Annotated in this window: 17 protein-coding genes and 1 other annotated feature; of the genes, 10 read left to right on the top strand and 7 right to left on the bottom strand. The window is 54.2% G+C overall.

Annotation, left to right across the window (positions count from 1 at the left end; genetic code table 11):
• The 3 genes from trpD to trpL form a co-directional block, all read right to left on the bottom strand.
• Entirely contained in the window at window positions 1-1596 is a 1596-nt protein-coding gene (gene trpD, locus EKN38_RS23830; protein WP_014832230.1) for a bifunctional anthranilate synthase glutamate amidotransferase component TrpG/anthranilate phosphoribosyltransferase TrpD, read from the bottom strand.
• Window positions 1596-3158, bottom strand: coding sequence for an anthranilate synthase component 1 (locus tag EKN38_RS23825; RefSeq protein WP_126522926.1), 1563 nt, complete (start codon window positions 3156-3158; stop codon window positions 1596-1598). Before EKN38_RS23825 ends, trpD begins: the two co-directional genes overlap by 1 nt.
• A 25-nt stretch (window positions 3159-3183) precedes the next feature.
• Window positions 3184-3277 (bottom strand) — a sequence feature (Trp leader region).
• Window positions 3254-3298, bottom strand: a complete 45-nt coding sequence (gene trpL, locus EKN38_RS26285) for a trp operon leader peptide (protein ID WP_106993556.1) — start codon at window positions 3296-3298, stop codon at window positions 3254-3256. Its footprint overlaps the feature before it by 24 nt.
• Before the next feature lie 139 nt (window positions 3299-3437).
• Between trpL and rnm the strand changes: the two genes are divergently transcribed.
• The 3 genes from rnm (at window position 3438) to rluB (ending at window position 5908) form a co-directional block, all read left to right on the top strand.
• Window positions 3438-4319, top strand: a complete 882-nt coding sequence (gene rnm, locus EKN38_RS23815) for an RNase RNM (RefSeq protein ID WP_014832228.1) — start codon at window positions 3438-3440, stop codon at window positions 4317-4319.
• A complete protein-coding gene (locus EKN38_RS23810; RefSeq protein ID WP_003856793.1) occupies window positions 4316-4936 on the top strand; it encodes an L-threonylcarbamoyladenylate synthase in 621 nt (206 codons plus the stop codon). Before rnm ends, EKN38_RS23810 begins: the two co-directional genes overlap by 4 nt.
• Window positions 4937-5032: 96 nt before the next feature.
• Complete coding sequence (gene rluB / locus EKN38_RS23805) at window positions 5033-5908, top strand: 23S rRNA pseudouridine(2605) synthase RluB (RefSeq protein WP_014832227.1); 876 nt, start codon at window positions 5033-5035, stop codon at window positions 5906-5908.
• 36 nt (window positions 5909-5944) lie between these two features.
• On the opposite strand, the gene cobO is transcribed toward rluB, so the two are convergent.
• Window positions 5945-6535 (bottom strand): cob(I)yrinic acid a,c-diamide adenosyltransferase, encoded by a 591-nt coding sequence (cobO, locus tag EKN38_RS23800; RefSeq protein ID WP_014832226.1) that lies wholly within the window; start codon window positions 6533-6535, stop codon window positions 5945-5947.
• The gene (locus EKN38_RS23795; RefSeq protein ID WP_014832225.1) at window positions 6532-7293 is read right to left on the bottom strand and encodes a YciK family oxidoreductase; all 762 of its coding nucleotides are present in this window, start codon (window positions 7291-7293) and stop codon (window positions 6532-6534) included. Before EKN38_RS23795 ends, cobO begins: the two co-directional genes overlap by 4 nt.
• Before the next feature lie 251 nt (window positions 7294-7544).
• Between EKN38_RS23795 and sohB the strand changes: the two genes are divergently transcribed.
• Entirely contained in the window at window positions 7545-8591 is a 1047-nt protein-coding gene (gene sohB, locus EKN38_RS23790; protein WP_126522924.1) for a protease SohB, read from the top strand.
• A gap of 34 nt (window positions 8592-8625) precedes the next feature.
• Here sohB and EKN38_RS23785 read toward each other — a convergent pair whose 3' ends face one another.
• On the bottom strand, window positions 8626-8877 hold the full coding sequence (locus EKN38_RS23785; RefSeq protein ID WP_003856804.1) for a YciN family protein: 252 nt from the start codon (window positions 8875-8877) through the stop codon (window positions 8626-8628).
• 399 nt (window positions 8878-9276) lie between these two features.
• On the opposite strand from EKN38_RS23785, the gene topA reads away from it, so the two are divergent.
• The 6 genes from topA (at window position 9277) to acnA (ending at window position 16764) form a co-directional block, all read left to right on the top strand.
• Entirely contained in the window at window positions 9277-11874 is a 2598-nt protein-coding gene (gene topA / locus EKN38_RS23780; RefSeq protein WP_014832223.1) for a type I DNA topoisomerase, read from the top strand.
• Between the two features lie 187 nt (window positions 11875-12061).
• Entirely contained in the window at window positions 12062-13036 is a 975-nt protein-coding gene (cysB, locus tag EKN38_RS23775) for an HTH-type transcriptional regulator CysB (protein WP_006175683.1), read from the top strand.
• 337 nt (window positions 13037-13373) lie between these two features.
• Window positions 13374-13514: a YmiA family putative membrane protein gene (locus EKN38_RS23770; RefSeq protein ID WP_216595843.1), complete on the top strand. Its 141-nt coding sequence runs from the start codon at window positions 13374-13376 to the stop codon at window positions 13512-13514.
• A gap of 38 nt (window positions 13515-13552) precedes the next feature.
• Window positions 13553-13687, top strand: a complete 135-nt coding sequence (locus EKN38_RS26110) for a hypothetical protein (protein WP_072095078.1) — start codon at window positions 13553-13555, stop codon at window positions 13685-13687.
• 137 nt (window positions 13688-13824) lie between these two features.
• On the top strand, window positions 13825-13923 hold the full coding sequence (gene ymiC, locus EKN38_RS26105; RefSeq protein WP_014832221.1) for a small membrane protein YmiC: 99 nt from the start codon (window positions 13825-13827) through the stop codon (window positions 13921-13923).
• A gap of 165 nt (window positions 13924-14088) precedes the next feature.
• A complete protein-coding gene (gene acnA, locus EKN38_RS23765; protein ID WP_014832220.1) occupies window positions 14089-16764 on the top strand; it encodes an aconitate hydratase AcnA in 2676 nt (891 codons plus the stop codon).
• A gap of 44 nt (window positions 16765-16808) precedes the next feature.
• Here the strand turns inward: acnA and ribA are convergent, their stop codons facing one another.
• Window positions 16809-17399: a GTP cyclohydrolase II gene (gene ribA / locus EKN38_RS23760; protein WP_013096372.1), complete on the bottom strand. Its 591-nt coding sequence runs from the start codon at window positions 17397-17399 to the stop codon at window positions 16809-16811.
• Window positions 17400-17432: the final 33 nt, after the last annotated feature.

The raw sequence follows: 17432 nt of genomic DNA, 5'->3' as shown, positions 1-17432 counted from the left end.
TTACCCTCTTGCCGCAAGTGCGGTAACGCGATCGTAAGCTGCACCAGAGCGCAGTACGTCCAGAACTTTTTGTGCGTTGGCTTTGAGGTCCTCCTCGCCGTGCAATCGCATCAGCATGGCGACGTTGGCTGCCACGGCAGCCTCATGGGCGACCTCTCCCTTACCTTGTAATAAGCGCGTGAGAATGTCACGGTTTTCTTCTGGCGTGCCGCCTGCCAGTGCCTCCTGGTGATATGGCGTTAAACCAAAGTCAGCGGCTTCAAGCTGGTAGCTCAGGATCTCGCCGTCGCGCAGTTCCGCGACCAGGGTTGGCGCGTGAAGCGACACTTCATCCATCCCCCCGCTGTGAACCACTGCCGCGCGCTGATAACCGAGCACGCGCAGGGTTTCTGCAATCGGCAGGACCAGCTCCGGGCTGTAAACGCCGATCAGTGCCAGCGGCGGATGAGCCGGGTTGATCAGTGGCCCCAGCACGTTAAACAGCGTGCGCGTTTTAAGCTGCTGGCGAACCGGCATCGCGTGGCGGAAACCAGTGTGATACTTCGGCGCAAACAGGAAGCAGACGCCCAAATCGTCCAGCGCTTCACGGGAGCGTTCGGCGTTCATATCCAGGTTAATACCGAAGGCAGCCAGCAAATCGGATGACCCCGAGCGGCTGGAGACGCTGCGGTTACCGTGTTTCGCCACTTTCAGGCCACACGCTGCGGCCACGAAGGCGCTGGCGGTGGAGATATTGATGCTGTTGCTGCCATCTCCCCCGGTGCCGACGATATCCGCGAACTGATAATCCGGGCGTGGGAAGGGGGCGGCATTTTCCAGCAGGGCCGTGGCGGCACCGGCAATTTCTTGCGGGCTTTCGCCGCGCACTTTCATGCTTACCAGCGCGGCCGCCAGCTGTTCAGGTTTCAGCTCACCGCGAACCACGGCGGAGAAGAGCTGGTGGCTCTCCTGCTGGCTCAGGGTCTGCGCCTGATACAGTTTTTCAAGAATCGGTTGCAGCGTGTTGGTCTGCTCCAGTTTCTGCAACGCCCAGTCCAGCGTCTGCTCCAGCAGACGCGCGCCGTGGGTCGTGAGAATCGACTCCGGATGGAACTGCATGCCGCAGACGCGATCCGCATCGTGGCGCACGGCCATCACCATCCCTTCAAACGAGGCGTTAATGGTCAGGCCGGCAGGGATGTTACTGCCTACCAGCGAGTGGTAACGCGCAACCGGCAGTGGATTCGGCAGCCCGGCAAACATCGCCTGGCCGTCATGTTCAATGCTGGAGGCTTTGCCATGCAGAATTTCGCCTGCCTGACCCACGTAGCCGCCATAGGCTTCCACTATCGCCTGGTGACCCAGGCAGATGCCGATAATCGGCAGTTTACCGCGCATACGGGTCAGCAGCTCCGGCATACAGCCTGCTTCGCTGGGGGCTCCGGGGCCAGGGGAGAGCATCAGCACCGGGTTTTGCATGGTTGCCAGACGGTCTATCAGCTTCTGTGCCGGAACATGGTTACGATAGATAACGACGTTATGACCATTCGCACGCAGCTGATCTGCCAGGTTATAGGTAAAAGAGTCGATGTTATCGAGCAGCAGAATGTCAGCCATCAGAAAGTCTCCTGTGCGTGATGTGCGGTAGCAATGGCGCGCAATACCGCGCGGGCTTTACTGCGGGTTTCGTCAGCTTCAGACTGCGGAACAGAATCAAGAACAATGCCTGCGCCCGCCTGCACGGTGGCGATACCGTCTTCGACGTAGGCGGAGCGGATCACAATGCAGGTATCCAGATCGCCGTGGGCGGTGAAATATCCCACTGCACCGCCGTAGCTTCCGCGACGGCGTCCTTCAGCTGCAGCAATCAGTTGCATAGCACGGACTTTCGGCGCGCCGCTCAGCGTACCCATGTTCATACAGGCGCGGTAGGCGTGGAGCACGTCGAGGTCGCTGCGCAGTTCGCCCACCACGCGGGACACCAGATGCATGACAAACGAGTAACGATCAACTTTGGTTAAATCCGCCACGTAGCGGCTCCCTGGGGTACAAATGCGTGCCAGGTCGTTACGGGCCAGGTCTACCAGCATCAGATGCTCGGAGAGCTCTTTATGGTCGGTACGCATCTCCAGCTCGATACGGCTGTCGAGATCGCGATCCAGTGTTCCATCGGCGCGATGGCCGCGTGGCCGGGTTCCGGCAATCGGGTAGATCTCAATCTGGCGGCTGGTAGCGTCATATTTCAGTGAGCTTTCTGGCGACGCACCAAACAGGGTGAAATCGTTGTCCTGCATAAAGAACATGTACGGGCTTGGGTTGCTCTTTTTCAACACCTCATAGGCCGCCAGCGGCGACGGGCAGGGCAGAGAGAAACGACGGGACGGAACCACCTGGAAAATTTCTCCGGCGCGAATCGCTTTTTGCATCTGGCGAACCACGGCACCGTACTGATCGTCGCTCTGATTAACATCGCAGGTCATCTTCTCGACGCGCTGTACAGGCAACTCAGGCGGCGCTTCAGTCATTTGCAGCTGTAACTGCGCAATACGCTGCTCAAGACGTTTTTTCTCCGTTGCTGATGGCGTGAAGAGGCTTGCCTGAATACGGGTGTATTTTTTCTGGTGGTCGATCACCAGTAAGGTTTCGGCCAGATAGAAGCAGTAGTCCGGGCAGCGGTTACCCTGTTCGATCTCCGGTAAATCTTCGAAGCCGGCTACCAGGTCGTAGGCAAACAGCCCGCCGAAGAACATTGCTTCGCGTTCGTCTTCCGGCACGGTGACCAGATTTTGCAGCAGGCGGAAGGCATCAAAAACGGAAAGAGAGCAAAGGCGCGCGTCTTCGTCCAGCAACTGGCTCACCGGCGGGAAGTGCAGAACCCGCATTTCCGGATGGTGTTCATTCTGGATACCAGCAGGCAGGCTCGCATCCAGCAATGGCAGCAGGGCCGCACCGTTGTCTGACAACGCCCTGATAGTGACAGTGTCACCTAGCGCGGTAATGCGCAGTGCGCTGTCGACCAACAGCAGGCTCTTGAGATCGTCTTTGCTGTCGATATCAGCGGACTCCAGCAACAACGTGGCTGGACGCGCACCGCAGACCTGATGAAACAGTGCGGTTGGGTTGTGGCGATAGGCCGCCTCGCTGGTCAGCAATTCGAGGTGTGGTTTGGCTGTTTGCATTATGTTGTTCTCATTTATTCTGTTCAAAAAAAAGCCCGCTGGTGAGCGGGCGGGTATCTGTTTGCTGTACGCAGACGTGTGACACTGCCCGAAAGTCAGGAAGTGCGCCACCAACCATGCAGAGTAAAATGTGCAGTCATTTTCAGATACCTTTCTCGTGTGAACTTGCGTACTAGTTAACTAGTTCGATGGCGTGTTGTCAACCCTTGATTTCAGAATTTCGTGGCAAGTCGGTATCATGGGCTTTTAAGATGTCTTTAACCTGTGACGGGAAGTGCTTTGAGCGATACCACCTACGCCGTAATTTATGATTTACACAGCCATACCCAGGCTTCTGATGGTCTGCTGACGCCCGAAGCGTTGGTTCATCGTGCCGTTGAGATGCGTGTCGGCACGCTGGCCATAACCGATCACGATACAACCGATGCGATTCCGGCTGCGCGCGCTGAGATTGCCCGCAGCGGTCTGGCGCTCAATCTGGTTCCCGGCGTCGAGATATCGACCGTCTGGGAGAATCATGAAATTCATATTGTTGGCCTGAATATCGATATAGACCATCCGGTAATGTGTGCGTTTTTGCAAGAACAAAAAACGCGCCGCAATCAGCGTGCAGCAATGATCGGTGAGCGTCTTGAAAAGGCGCATATTCCGGGCGCACTTGAAGGTGCGCAAAAGCTGGCGAACGGTGGTGCGGTGACGCGCGGCCATTTTGCCCGTTTTCTGGTGGACGCGGGCAAGGCGACGACGATAGCGGATGTCTTTAAACGCTATCTGGCTCGCGGGAAAACCGGATACGTTCCGCCACAGTGGTGTACAATAAAACAAGCTATTGATGTGATTCATCATTCTGGCGGTAAGGCCGTGCTGGCCCATCCGGGGCGGTATAATCTTTCTGCTAAATGGCTGAAAAGACTGCTGGCGCATTTTGCCGAATGCGGTGGCGAGGCGATGGAAGTCGCCCAGTGTCAGCAGGCGCCCAACGAGCGTTCGCAGCTTGCGACCTACGCGCGTCAGTTCGGTTTGCTGGCGTCACAAGGCTCAGATTTTCATCAGCCCTGTGCGTGGATCGAACTGGGACGTAAGCTCTGGTTACCCGCAGGCGTCGATCCTGTCTGGCAGCTCTGGGAACAGCCACAGCAACTTGAAGAGAGGGAAGTATGAGTCAGTTTTTCTATATTCATCCGGATAACCCGCAGCCGCGTCTGATTAATCAGGCCGTGGAGATCGTGCGAAAAGGTGGCGTTATCGTCTACCCGACCGATTCGGGTTACGCTCTGGGCTGCAAGATTGAAGATAAAGGGGCGATGGAGCGTATTTGCCGCATTCGCCAGTTGCCGGACGGCCACAACTTTACCCTGATGTGTCGCGACCTGTCCGAATTGTCGACCTATGCTTATGTTGATAACGTGGCATTTCGTCTGATTAAAAATAACACGCCGGGCAACTACACCTTCATCCTGAAAGGGACGAAGGAAGTTCCACGCCGTCTGTTGCAGGAAAAGCGCAAAACCATCGGGATGCGCGTACCCTCTAACCCGATTGCCCAGGCCTTGCTGGAAACCCTTGGCGAGCCGATGCTATCGACCTCGCTGATGCTGCCCGGCAGTGAATTCACCGAGTCCGATCCGGAAGAGATTAAAGATCGTCTGGAGAAGGTGGTTGAACTGATTATTCACGGTGGCTATCTTGGCCAACAGCCGACCACAGTGGTCGACTTAACTGAAGATGCACCGGAAGTGATTCGTGAAGGTGTGGGTGATGTTAAGCCTTTCTTGTAAGGGTGTAAGCAGCTATACTACGCGGCCATCAAATCGGGGCATGGCCCTGGTTTGACCTGATTCGACGCCTGTGAAGGCGACACCTGAGGAAGCTCAATGAGCGAGAAGTTACAGAAAGTGCTGGCGCGTGCCGGCCACGGCTCACGCCGTGAAATCGAAGCCATTATTGAAGCCGGCCGCGTGAGTGTGGACGGTAAAATCGCCACGCTGGGTGACCGCGTAGAAATCGTTCCGGGGCTTAAGATCCGTATCGACGGTCATCTTATCTCGGTCAAAGAATCTGCTGAACAGATCTGCCGCGTGCTTGCGTACTACAAGCCGGAAGGTGAGCTGTGTACGCGTAACGACCCTGAAGGGCGTCCGACGGTATTTGACCGTCTGCCTAAACTGCGTGGCGCACGCTGGATTGCCGTTGGCCGTCTGGATGTGAACACCTGCGGTCTGCTGTTGTTCACGACGGATGGTGAGCTGGCAAACCGTCTGATGCACCCAAGCCGTGAAGTGGAACGCGAATACGCCGTGCGCGTGTTTGGCCAGGTTGATGAGAACAAACTGCGCGACCTGTCGCGTGGCGTCCAACTGGAAGACGGCCCTGCGGCGTTCAAAACGATCAAATTTACCGGCGGCGAAGGCATCAACCAGTGGTACAACGTCACCCTGACCGAAGGCCGTAACCGTGAGGTTCGTCGTCTGTGGGAAGCGGTGGGTGTGCAGGTTAGCCGTCTGATCCGTGTTCGCTATGGCGACATTCTGCTGCCAAAAGGTTTACCACGCGGTGGGTATACCGAACTGGACCTGACCCAGACCAACTACTTGCGTGAGCTGGTTGGCCTGACGCCAGAAACCACCTCAAAAGTGGCGGTAGAGAAAGATCGTCGTCGCATGAAGGCGAACCAGATCCGCCGTGCGGTGAAACGTCACAGCCAGGTGAGCAACAATCGCCGCTCTGGCAGCCGTAATAACAACGGTTAAAAATAAAAGCCCGGCTAACATCGCCGGGCTTTTTTCTTAGTAATCAATACCGATTTGCGCTTTGATACCGGCATCAAAAGCATGTTTCACCGGGCGCAATTCGCTGACGGTATCTGCCAGCTCCAGAATCTCCCGATGACAACCTCGCCCCGTGACGATCACCGTCTGATGCGCCGGGCGGTTCTTCAACGCCTCCAGCACGGCGTCCAGCGGCAGATAGTCGTAGGCGACCATGTAGGTGAGCTCATCCAGCAGCACCATGTTTAGCGTGGGATCCGCCAGCATTCGTTTGGCATGCTCCCAGACCGCGAGACAGGCGGCTGTGTCAGTCTCCCGGTTCTGTGTATCCCACGTAAATCCTGTTGCCATTACCTGGAATTCAACCCCGAGCGGTTCGAGTAAATTACGTTCACCGTTGGGCCATTCGCCTTTAATGAACTGAATCACGCCCACTTTCTGGCCGTGTCCTACGGCGCGCGTGGCCGTGCCAAACGCGGCGGTGGTTTTGCCTTTGCCGTTGCCGGTAAACACGATGATAATCCCGCGCTCGTCCTGCGCAGCGGCAACACGGGCATCAACCTGTTCTTTCAGGCGCTGCTGGCGCTGCTGATGACGTTCTTCACTCATTGCGAAATCCCGGGTTTACGGCCTGGCTGGGCATCAAAGGTCATCCCGGTTTTGCGGCGGCTGTCATCGCCCATCAGCCAGAGATAGAGTGGCATGATATCTGCCGGCGTTTTTAGCTTCTGTGGATCTTCCGTCGGGAAGGCGCTGGCGCGCATTTTGGTTCGCGTTCCGCCTGGGTTAATGCAGTTCACACGCAGATGACGGCTTTGGTACTCTTCCGCCAGCACCTGCATCATCCCTTCGGTCGCGAATTTTGAGACGGCATACGCCCCCCAGTTTGCGCGACCTTCGCGTCCTACGCTCGAGGAGGTGAACACCAGTGAGCCGGAATCAGAGTTAAGTAATAAAGGAAGCAGTGCCTGGGTCAGGAAAAACGTTCCGTTGATATTGACCTGCATGACCTGCTGCCAAATCTCAGGATCCTGTTCATCCATTGGGCGAACCTCCCCAAGCAAGCCGGCATTGTGCAGTACGCCATCCAGCCGTGGGTAGTGGGTGCTGATACGTTGGGCAAGTTCCTGACATGTTGCGGGTGTGCAGGTGAGCAAATCGAGCGTATACCAGCGGGCGGAAGAGCCGCCTGCGGCTTCAATCTCCTGAGCCACACCTTTCAGTTTTTCTTCGTTACGGCCAATAAGAATGACGCTTGCGCCATATTCAGCGTACGTGAGTGCCGCTTCGCGACCAATTCCATCGCTGGCACCGGTGACAAGAATGATGCGGTTCTGCAGCAGATTTTTTTGCGGTTGATAATGCACGGTGACTCCCTGGCGCACAGTAACTCAAAGACGCCTTCTTTTATGACTTTTCGGCTTTATGCCCGAATTAGCATGAGAATTCAATCAGTCTACAGGACGCATTGCTGTGAAATTAACAATTTGCAAATATTTAAACCAGAATCGGGGGATTCCTGAAGACGGCTCGCAGAGGTAATGTCACGAGCGAGACGCATGGGCAGGGCTGTTGTACACTGCCGTGAAAGATTCGTGGTTAAATCAAGGTGGAACGCGTGGAATTACTTTCTCAATATGGGTTGTTTTTGGCAAAAATCGCGACGGTGGTGATTGCCATTGCGGTGGTTGCCGTTCTGGTTGTCAACCTGACGCAGCGCAAACGTCAGCGTGGTGAGTTACGCATTACCCGCCTGAGCGAACAGTATCAAGAGATGCAGGAAGAGATGTCGCTGGCTCTGCTTGATAGTCATCAACAGAAACTGTGGCACAAAGCGCAGAAGAAAAAGCATAAACAGGACGCCAAAGCGGCAAAAGCGAAAGCGAAGCTTAATGCGGCGCAGGAAAAGGCTAAACCACGCGTCTACGTGCTCGATTTTAAAGGCAGTATGGATGCCCATGAAGTTGCCTCCCTGCGTGAAGAAGTCACCGCTGTGCTTGCCGTGGCTAAACCGCAGGATCAGGTGGTTGTGCGTCTCGAGAGTCCGGGTGGGGTCGTTCATGGTTATGGGCTGGCGGCTTCGCAGCTACAGCGTCTGCGTGAAAAACAGATCCCGCTGACGGTTGCGGTGGATAAAGTCGCAGCGAGCGGCGGTTATATGATGGCCTGCGTGGCGGACAAAATTGTCGCGGTGCCGTTTTCTATTATTGGCTCCATCGGGGTGGTGGCGCAAATCCCGAACTTTAACCGCTTCCTGAAAAGCAAAGAGATCGACATTGAATTACATACGGCGGGTCAGTACAAACGTACCCTGACGCTGCTGGGGGAGAACACGGAAGAAGGACGTCAGAAATTCCGTGAAGATCTCAATGAAACCCATCACCTCTTTAAAGACTTTGTGCACCGTATGCGCCCGGCGCTTGATATTGAGCAGGTGGCAACAGGTGAGCACTGGTACGGTACGCAGGCGCAGGAAAAAGGGCTGGTGGATGAAGTGGGCACCAGTGACGACCTGCTGTTGAATCTGATGGAAGGGCGTGAACTGGTTGGCGTGCGCTTTACCCAGCGTAAGCGACTGCTTGACCGCTTTACGAATAGCGCAGCGGAAAGCGCGGATCGCCTGCTGCTCCGCTGGTTGCAACGCGGACAAAAACCGTTGCTGTAAACAAAAACGCGAGGCCAGTGCCTCGCGTTTTACGTTAATCGACCAGGTGATATTTCTCTGAAAGCGTGTGCGCCAGGTATTTAAACATATTGAACACGGCGGTGCTTTTCGGGGTAGGTAACCCTTGTTCGTCAAGGAAGTATTCGCCGCTGAATACCAGCACGCCGTTACGTTGTTCCACGCCGGTCGCTTCAATGCCCGCCAGGGTGTCTTCATGGTCACGAATCAGCTTATTTGCTTCGATAAGCAATGAGGCTCGATCAATCGGTTGGGTTGTATTCTGCATAATCCACTCCTTAAACAGTGACAATAGTCTACGCCCGGGGCGCTTTGGGGGCAAATTTTCCCTGTAATGTGAGGGGGTAAGGCGCGGTGACCTGGCTGGCGGGATTTGCTTTTGCATGCTAATAAAGTTGCGTAACGAATTTTATCAGGTAGAGTGTGCGCTTTCGTCATTCTGGCAACAGAATTGCTTGACATTCAAGCGGGAATTCGTCACGAATTACATCCGATGTGAGAAAAATACCCGATAACTCAATCACCTGGGCGTTAACGCTTTGACGTTCAGTAAGACAAAGGGGTTGATATCCCCTGACGCAGTCGCAATATCAATGGCTCGTCGTCAGCGGAAGGGAAATCAACATGCGGCGTATTCCTGGAAGAATTAAATTAGGTAAAGGTGAATATGGGTAAAGCTCTCGTCATCGTTGAGTCCCCGGCAAAAGCCAAAACGATCAATAAGTATCTGGGTAATGACTACGTGGTTAAGTCCAGCGTCGGTCACATCCGCGATTTGCCGACCAGTGGCTCAGCCAGCAAAAAGAGCGCAGACTCTACCTCCACCAAAGGGGCTAAAAAGCCTAAAAAGGATGAACGTAGCGCGCTTGTCAACCGCATGGGTGTTAACCCATGGCATAACTGGGATGCACACTATGAAGTGCTGCCCGGCAAAGAAAAAGTCGTTAACGAGCTGAAGCAGCTTGCTGAAAAAGCAGACCACATCTATCTCGCAACCGACCTTGACCGCGAAGGGGAAGCCATTGCCTGGCACCTGCGGGAAGTGATCGGGGGTGATGACAAACGCTACAGCCGTGTAGTGTTTAACGAAATTACAAAGAATGCGATTCGTCAGGCGTTTGAGAAGCCGGGTGAACTGAACATTGACCGTGTTAACGCGCAGCAGGCACGCCGTTTCATGGACCGCGTTGTGGGCTACATGGTTTCTCCACTGCTGTGGAAAAAGATTGCCCGCGGCCTGTCCGCAGGGCGTGTGCAGTCCGTTGCCGTGCGTCTTGTTGTTGAGCGTGAGCGTGAAATTAAAGCCTTCGTCCCGGAAGAGTTCTGGGAAGTGGATGCCAATGTCACCACGCCAGGCGGAGATGCACTACCGCTGCAGGTGAGTCATCAGAATGACAAACCGTTCCGTCCAGAAAACCGTGACCAGACCATGGCTGCCGTGGCGCTGCTGGAAAAAGCACGCTATCAGGTTCTTGAGCGTGAAGACAAACCGACCAGCAGCAAACCTGGCGCGCCGTTTATTACGTCTACGCTGCAACAGGCGGCGAGCACGCGCCTGGGTTATGGCGTGAAGAAAACCATGATGATGGCCCAGCGTCTCTATGAGGCTGGTTATATCACCTACATGCGTACTGACTCGACTAACCTGAGTCAGGATGCCGTCAACATGGTGCGCGGCTACATCAGTGACAACTTCGGCAAGAAATACCTGCCAGCGAGTGAAAACCAGTACGCCAGCAAGGAGAACTCACAGGAAGCGCACGAAGCGATTCGTCCTTCTGACGTCTCCGTGTTAGCCGAATCGCTGAAAGATATGGAAACGGATGCCCAGAAGCTGTATCAGCTCATCTGGCGTCAGTTCGTGGCCTGTCAGATGACGCCTGCACAGTATGACTCCACCACGCTGACTGTAGGCGCGGGTGATTTCCGCCTGAAAGCGCGTGGCCGTATCCTGCGCTTCGATGGCTGGACGAAAGTGATGCCTGCGCTGCGTAAGGGTGATGAAGACAGAACGCTGCCTGCGGTAAACAAAGGGGATGAGCTCTCTCTGGTCGACCTCGTGCCTGCCCAGCACTTCACCAAGCCGCCTGCGCGTTTCAGCGAAGCGTCTCTGGTTAAAGAGCTGGAAAAACGCGGTATCGGCCGTCCTTCCACCTATGCGTCGATTATTTCGACCATTCAGGACCGCGGTTACGTTCGTGTTGAAAACCGTCGTTTCTATGCGGAAAAAATGGGCGAGATCGTCACTGACCGCCTGGAAGCCAACTTCCGCGAACTGATGAACTACGACTTCACCGCGCAAATGGAGGACAGCCTCGATCAGGTTGCCAGCCACCAGGCTGAGTGGAAAAAGGTTCTCGACAGCTTCTTCAGCGACTTTACCAACCAGCTTGAAAAAGCCGAAAAAGACCCTGAAGAGGGCGGCATGCTGCCGAATCAGATGGTCCTGACCAGCATCGACTGCCCAACCTGCGGCCGTAAAATGGGGATCCGTACTGCGACCACGGGCGTTTTCCTGGGTTGTTCTGGTTACGCGCTGCCGCCGAAAGAACGCTGCAAAACCACCATTAACCTGGTACCTGAGAACGAAGTGCTCAACGTGCTGGAAGGTGATGATGCGGAAACCAACGCCCTGCGTGCCAAACGTCGCTGTAAGAAATGCGGCACCGCGATGGACAGCTACCTCATCGATCCAAAACGTAAATTGCACGTCTGCGGTAATAACCCGACCTGTGATGGATATGAGATCGAAGAGGGTGAGTTCCGCATTAAAGGCTACGATGGCCCGATCGTTGAGTGTGAGAAGTGCGGTTCTGAAATGCACCTGAAAATGGGGCGCTTCGGTAAGTACATGGCCTGTACCAACGACGAGTGTAAGAATACGCGTAAAATCCTGCGTAACGGTGAAGTCGCGCCGCCGAAGGAAGATCCGGTTCCGCTGCCAGAGTTGCCGTGCGAGAAGTCCGACGCTTACTTCGTGCTGCGTGATGGTGCTGCCGGCGTGTTCCTGGCGGCAAACACCTTCCCGAAATCGCGCGAAACCCGTGCGCCACTGGTGGAAGAGTTGTACCGTTTCCGCGACCGCCTGCCTGAGAAACTGCGCTATCTGGCCGATGCGCCACAGCAGGATCCTGAAGGCAATAAAACCGTTGTGCGTTTTAGCCGTAAAACGAAGCAGCAGTATGTTGCGGCGGAGAAAGAGGGTAAGGCAACCGGCTGGTCAGCATTCTTTGTTGATGGCAAATGGGTTGAAGGCAAGAAATAATCTTTCCTTACCGTAACTTACCTGTTAAAGGGCCGGGCTTCCGGCCCTTTTTTATTACCTTGTTATTATTTTTTGTTCCGTACTATACAGTCAGGCTATAAATGATATAGTGGTTATAGTTAACCCTTTTTTTATTATCAAATCGTCTTAAGCGATTGACCGCGTGCGCTAAATCGGATGGTCTGGCATGAAATTACAGCAGCTTCGTTATATCGTTGAGGTGGTAAATCACAACCTTAACGTCTCTTCTACCGCTGAGGGGCTATATACCTCCCAGCCGGGCATCAGCAAGCAGGTCCGCATGCTGGAAGATGAGTTAGGTATTCAGATTTTTGCTCGTAGCGGTAAACACCTCACCCAGGTGACGCCCGCGGGGCAGGAGATTATCCGCATCGCGCGGGAAGTCCTTTCTAAAGTCGATGCCATAAAATCCGTGGCGGGGGAGCATACCTGGCCGGATAAAGGCTCGCTGTATATTGCCACCACCCATACCCAGGCGCGTTATGCACTACCGGGCGTCATCAAGGGCTTTATTGAACGCTATCCGCGAGTTTCTCTCCATATGCATCAGGGCTCGCCAACGCAAATCGCTGAGGCGGTATCGAAGGGCAATGCGGACTTTGCTATCGCGACGGAAGCCCTTCACCTGTATGACGATCTGGTGATGCTCCCGTGCTACCACTGGAACCGCTCAATTGTTGTGACGCCCGATCACCCGCTGGCGGGCAAGGGGTCGGTGACGATTGAAGAGCTGGCACAGTATCCTTTAGTGACCTATACCTTTGGCTTCACCGGGCGGTCTGAGCTTGATACGGCTTTTAACCGGGCAGGACTAACGCCGCGTATCGTCTTTACCGCAACGGATGCTGACGTTATTAAGACCTATGTTCGGCTTGGACTGGGGGTGGGCGTGATTGCCAGCATGGCGGTCGATCCGGTGTCAGACCCTGACCTCGTCCGTCTTGATGCGCACGATATTTTCAGCCATAGCACCACCAAGATTGGCTTCCGCCGTAGCACCTTCCTGCGTAGCTATATGTATGATTTTATTCAGCGCTTTGCCCCACATTTAACGCGTGATGTCGTCGACACGGCCGTGGCATTACGTTCAAATGAAGATATCGAAGAGATGTTTAAAGACATCAAACTTCCGGCAAAATAATCACTCCCGGTATCTTTCCCTCCAGGAAAGATACCGAAATAACCTCTCAAAGCTAAATTAGAATTATCATCATCTGCAGTTTCCTGCCATATAATGTCATTAACCATTTAATCAGTAAGGTTATAATGTCGTGAATTGGCGACAAAAGTAGAACTAATTTTTAGCTTCGCAAATATTTCCTTTCAAATATTTATTTCTGGTCAAAAGAATGAATATTTCCCATCAATAGATACGTAAATTCACTGGCTTTTCGGCTAAAGTTTCTTTAGGATTTATCTCAACAGATGATTAATTGTACCAATTGTTTGGTCTCTAAATGATAAGCGATATCGATTGTATGAGGTTAGCAATGCCTTCAGGAAGTGAAGAACCGCAAAGGGATCCAGCGCTCAAGCGTAAAGCCTGGCTGGCGGTCTTTCTCGTCTCCGCCCTGTTTTGGGTGGTGGTTGCTCTCCTGGCCTGGAACTATTGGGGTTGAATATGGCAGTGACGGTACGTACAGAAACAGTTAAACAGATGTGTCAGCTTCGTGACAGCGGCCACAAAGTGCGCAAAGCACCTGCCACAGCCGTACCCGCGTCCTGGAAACTGACGCCGCAGCAGCAAGCGTTTATTGATGTGTTCGCAGAAGACGAACCCAAAAAACAATAATTTAGTAAATTGCGTAATGATGCAAATAGTCTGAATAACGGCTCAATGCTTTTGTACTCTTTAATAAATACACATCAGCAATATTGAACTGAGGACAGACCTCGGAACCTTTAATAATAATGCCTGGTGTCCCTATGATGAATAACATGATGTCTATGAAATACTGGTCATGGCTCGGCGTTTTTTCCGCGTCGATTCTGTTCTGGTCTCAGCTTATCTGGCTGGCCTTCCACTAAATCGTAAAACCTCGCTTCGGCGGGGTTTTTTGTTTTACCCCCTGAACGGGAACATTCCTGGATTTATCATTTCGGGTTGTTATCAAAACGTTACGACATCTTTGTGTTATCTTTAATTACAGCCCTGATGATTGTCAGGACATCTCTGTAATTAAGGAGGAGCTTATGTCGGTAACCCTACGCGAAGCCAGTAAGGACACATTACAGGCAGAAAATAAAACCTGGCACTACTACAGCCTGCCGCTGGCAGCCAGGACGCTTGGGGACATTTCGCGTTTACCCAAGTCCTTGAAAGTTTTACTGGAAAATCTTTTACGCTGGCAGGATGGTGATTCTGTCACCCTTGAGGATATCCAGGCGCTGGCAGGATGGCTTAAGCATGCCCATGCTGACAGAGAAATTGCCTATCGACCAGCAAGGGTCCTGATGCAGGACTTTACCGGGGTACCTGCCGTGGTTGACTTAGCGGCAATGCGTGAAGCGGTGAAGCGCCTTGGTGGCGATACGGCAAAAGTGAATCCGCTTTCTCCCGTTGATCTCGTTATCGACCACTCTGTCACCGTGGACCACTTCGGTGACGACGATGCCTTTGGCGAAAACGTGCGTCTGGAGATGGAGCGTAACCACGAACGCTACGTCTTCCTCAAATGGGGGCAGCAGGCCTTTAGCCGCTTTAGCGTCGTTCCACCCGGTACGGGTATCTGCCATCAGGTGAATCTTGAATACCTGGGCAAAGCGGTCTGGAGTGAATTGCAGGATAAAGAGTGGGTGGCCTATCCGGATACCCTGGTGGGCACCGATTCGCACACCACCATGATTAACGGCCTGGGCGTTCTGGGCTGGGGCGTTGGCGGGATCGAAGCCGAAGCCGCCATGCTCGGCCAGCCGGTATCGATGCTGATCCCTGATGTGGTGGGCTTTAAGCTTACCGGCAAACTGTCGGAAGGCATTACCGCCACCGACCTGGTACTAACCGTTACGCAGATGCTGCGTAAGCATGGCGTGGTAGGGAAATTTGTCGAATTCTACGGTGACGGGCTGGATTCATTGCCGCTTGCTGACCGTGCCACCATCGCCAATATGGCACCGGAGTATGGTGCCACCTGCGGCTTTTTCCCTATCGATAATGTCACGCTCGAATACATGCGCCTGAGTGGCCGCAGCGAAGAGCAGGTGGCACTGGTTGAAGCGTATACCAAAGCGCAGGGGATGTGGCGCAACCCCGGCGATGAACCGGTATTTACCAGCACACTTGAACTGGATATGGGCTCCGTCGAGGCAAGCCTGGCGGGGCCAAAACGTCCACAGGATCGGGTTGCGTTGACGGACGTACCGAAAGCCTTTGCCGCCAGTAATGAACTGGAGGTCAACACGGCGAAAAAAGATCACCGCCCAATCGATTATGTCATGAACGGACATCAGTATCAGCTTCCGGATGGTGCGGTTGTCATTGCAGCCATCACCTCCTGTACAAACACGTCGAACCCCAGCGTGCTGATGGCGGCCGGTCTCCTGGCGAAGAAAGCAGTAGAGCTGGGGCTGAAACCGCAGCCGTGGGTAAAAGCCTCTCTGGCGCCGGGCTCCAAAGTGGTTTCAGATTACCTGGCTCAGGCCAAATTAACACCGTATCTGGATGAACTGGGCTTTAACCTGGTAGGGTACGGCTGTACCACCTGCATAGGTAACTCTGGCCCGCTACCTGAACCGATTGAAATGGCCATTAAGCAGGGCGATCTCACCGTCGGGGCCGTCCTTTCCGGTAACCGTAACTTTGAAGGTCGAATTCATCCGCTGGTCAAGACCAACTGGCTGGCGTCTCCACCGCTGGTCGTGGCATACGCTCTGGCCGGGAATATGAATATCAACCTGGTCACCGATCCGATTGGCCACGATCGCAAGAATGATCCGGTCTATCTGAAAGATATCTGGCCGTCTGCCCGGGAAATTGCATTGGCCGTAGAGAAAGTTTCTACCGAAATGTTCCGCAAAGAGTATGCGGAGGTGTTTGAAGGTACGCCGGAATGGAAGGCCATCGACGTCGTGGGTTCAGACACCTACGACTGGCAGGATGATTCGACCTATATCCGCCTGTCGCCGTTCTTCGATGAGATGCTCGCTGAACCTGCGCCGCTGAAAGATATTCACGGCGCGCGCATTCTGGCGATGCTGGGAGACTCCGTCACCACGGACCACATCTCGCCTGCAGGAAGCATCAAAGCCGACAGTCCCGCTGGCCGTTACCTGCAGAGCCGGGGCGTGGAGCGCCGGGATTTTAACTCCTACGGCTCACGTCGTGGTAACCATGAAGTGATGATGCGCGGCACGTTTGCCAATATCCGTATCCGCAATGAAATGGTGCCGGGAGTGGAAGGGGGCATGACCCGTCATTTGCCGGGCAGTGAAGTGATCTCAATTTATGACGCGGCCGTCAAATACCAGCAGGAAGGCACGCCGCTGGCGGTGATTGCCGGTAAAGAATACGGTTCCGGCTCCAGCCGTGACTGGGCGGCGAAAGGTCCGCGTCTGCTTGGCGTTCGCGTTGTCATTGCCGAATCGTTTGAACGTATTCACCGTTCAAACCTGATTGGAATGGGGATCCTGCCGCTTGAGTTCCCGCAGGGCGTCACCCGCAAAACGCTGGGCCTCACCGGGGAAGAGCAGATTGACATCAGCGGCCTGCAAACTCTGCAGCCGGGTAAAACGGTGCCAGTAAAATTAACGCGTGCAGACGGTAAAACAGAGGTGCTCGAATGCCGGTGCCGCATTGATACGGCAACAGAGCTTACCTATTACCAGAACGACGGCATTTTACATTACGTGATTCGTAAGATGCTGGATTGATGAAACCAGCCCGGTACGCGAGCGCGTGGCCGGGCATTTCGCGATCACTCGCTCAGCAGATGCCCCATTTTGGCGGCTTTGGTATCGAGGTAGTGCGCGTTTTTCGGGTTACGTCCCACGATAAGCGGTACACGCTCAACGATATTGATCCCCGCCTCGGTCAGAATTTCGACCTTTTTCGGGTTATTGGTCAGCAGTCGCACTTCATCCACGCCCAGCAGCTTGAACATATCCGCACACAGCGTGAAATCACGCTCATCGGCGGCAAAGCCAAGCTGGTGATTCGCTTCCACCGTATCGTAACCCTGATCCTGCAGTGCGTAGGCGCGGATTTTATTCAGCAGGCCAATATTACGCCCTTCCTGGCGGTGATAAAGCAGCACGCCACGGCCTTCTTCGGCAATATGAGAGAGTGCTGCTTCCAGCTGGAAACCGCAATCACAGCGCAGGCTGAACAACGCATCGCCGGTCAAACATTCCGAATGAACGCGAGACAGTACCGGGGTCTGCCCTGAAATGTCGCCATACACCAGGGCGACGTGATCTTGTCCGGTAGCCAGTTCTTCAAATCCCACCATCAGGAAATCGCCCCATGGGGTTGGCAGTTTGGCTTCTGCCACACGTTTAAGCTGCATGTGATTCTCCAGAGTAGGCTGACACCTTTCGTG

This window comes from Enterobacter sp. WCHEn045836 (assembly GCF_003965585.1).
Classification (GTDB): Bacteria; Pseudomonadota; Gammaproteobacteria; order Enterobacterales; family Enterobacteriaceae; genus Enterobacter; species Enterobacter dissolvens.
This window is presented reverse-complemented; position numbering and strand designations above follow the sequence as displayed.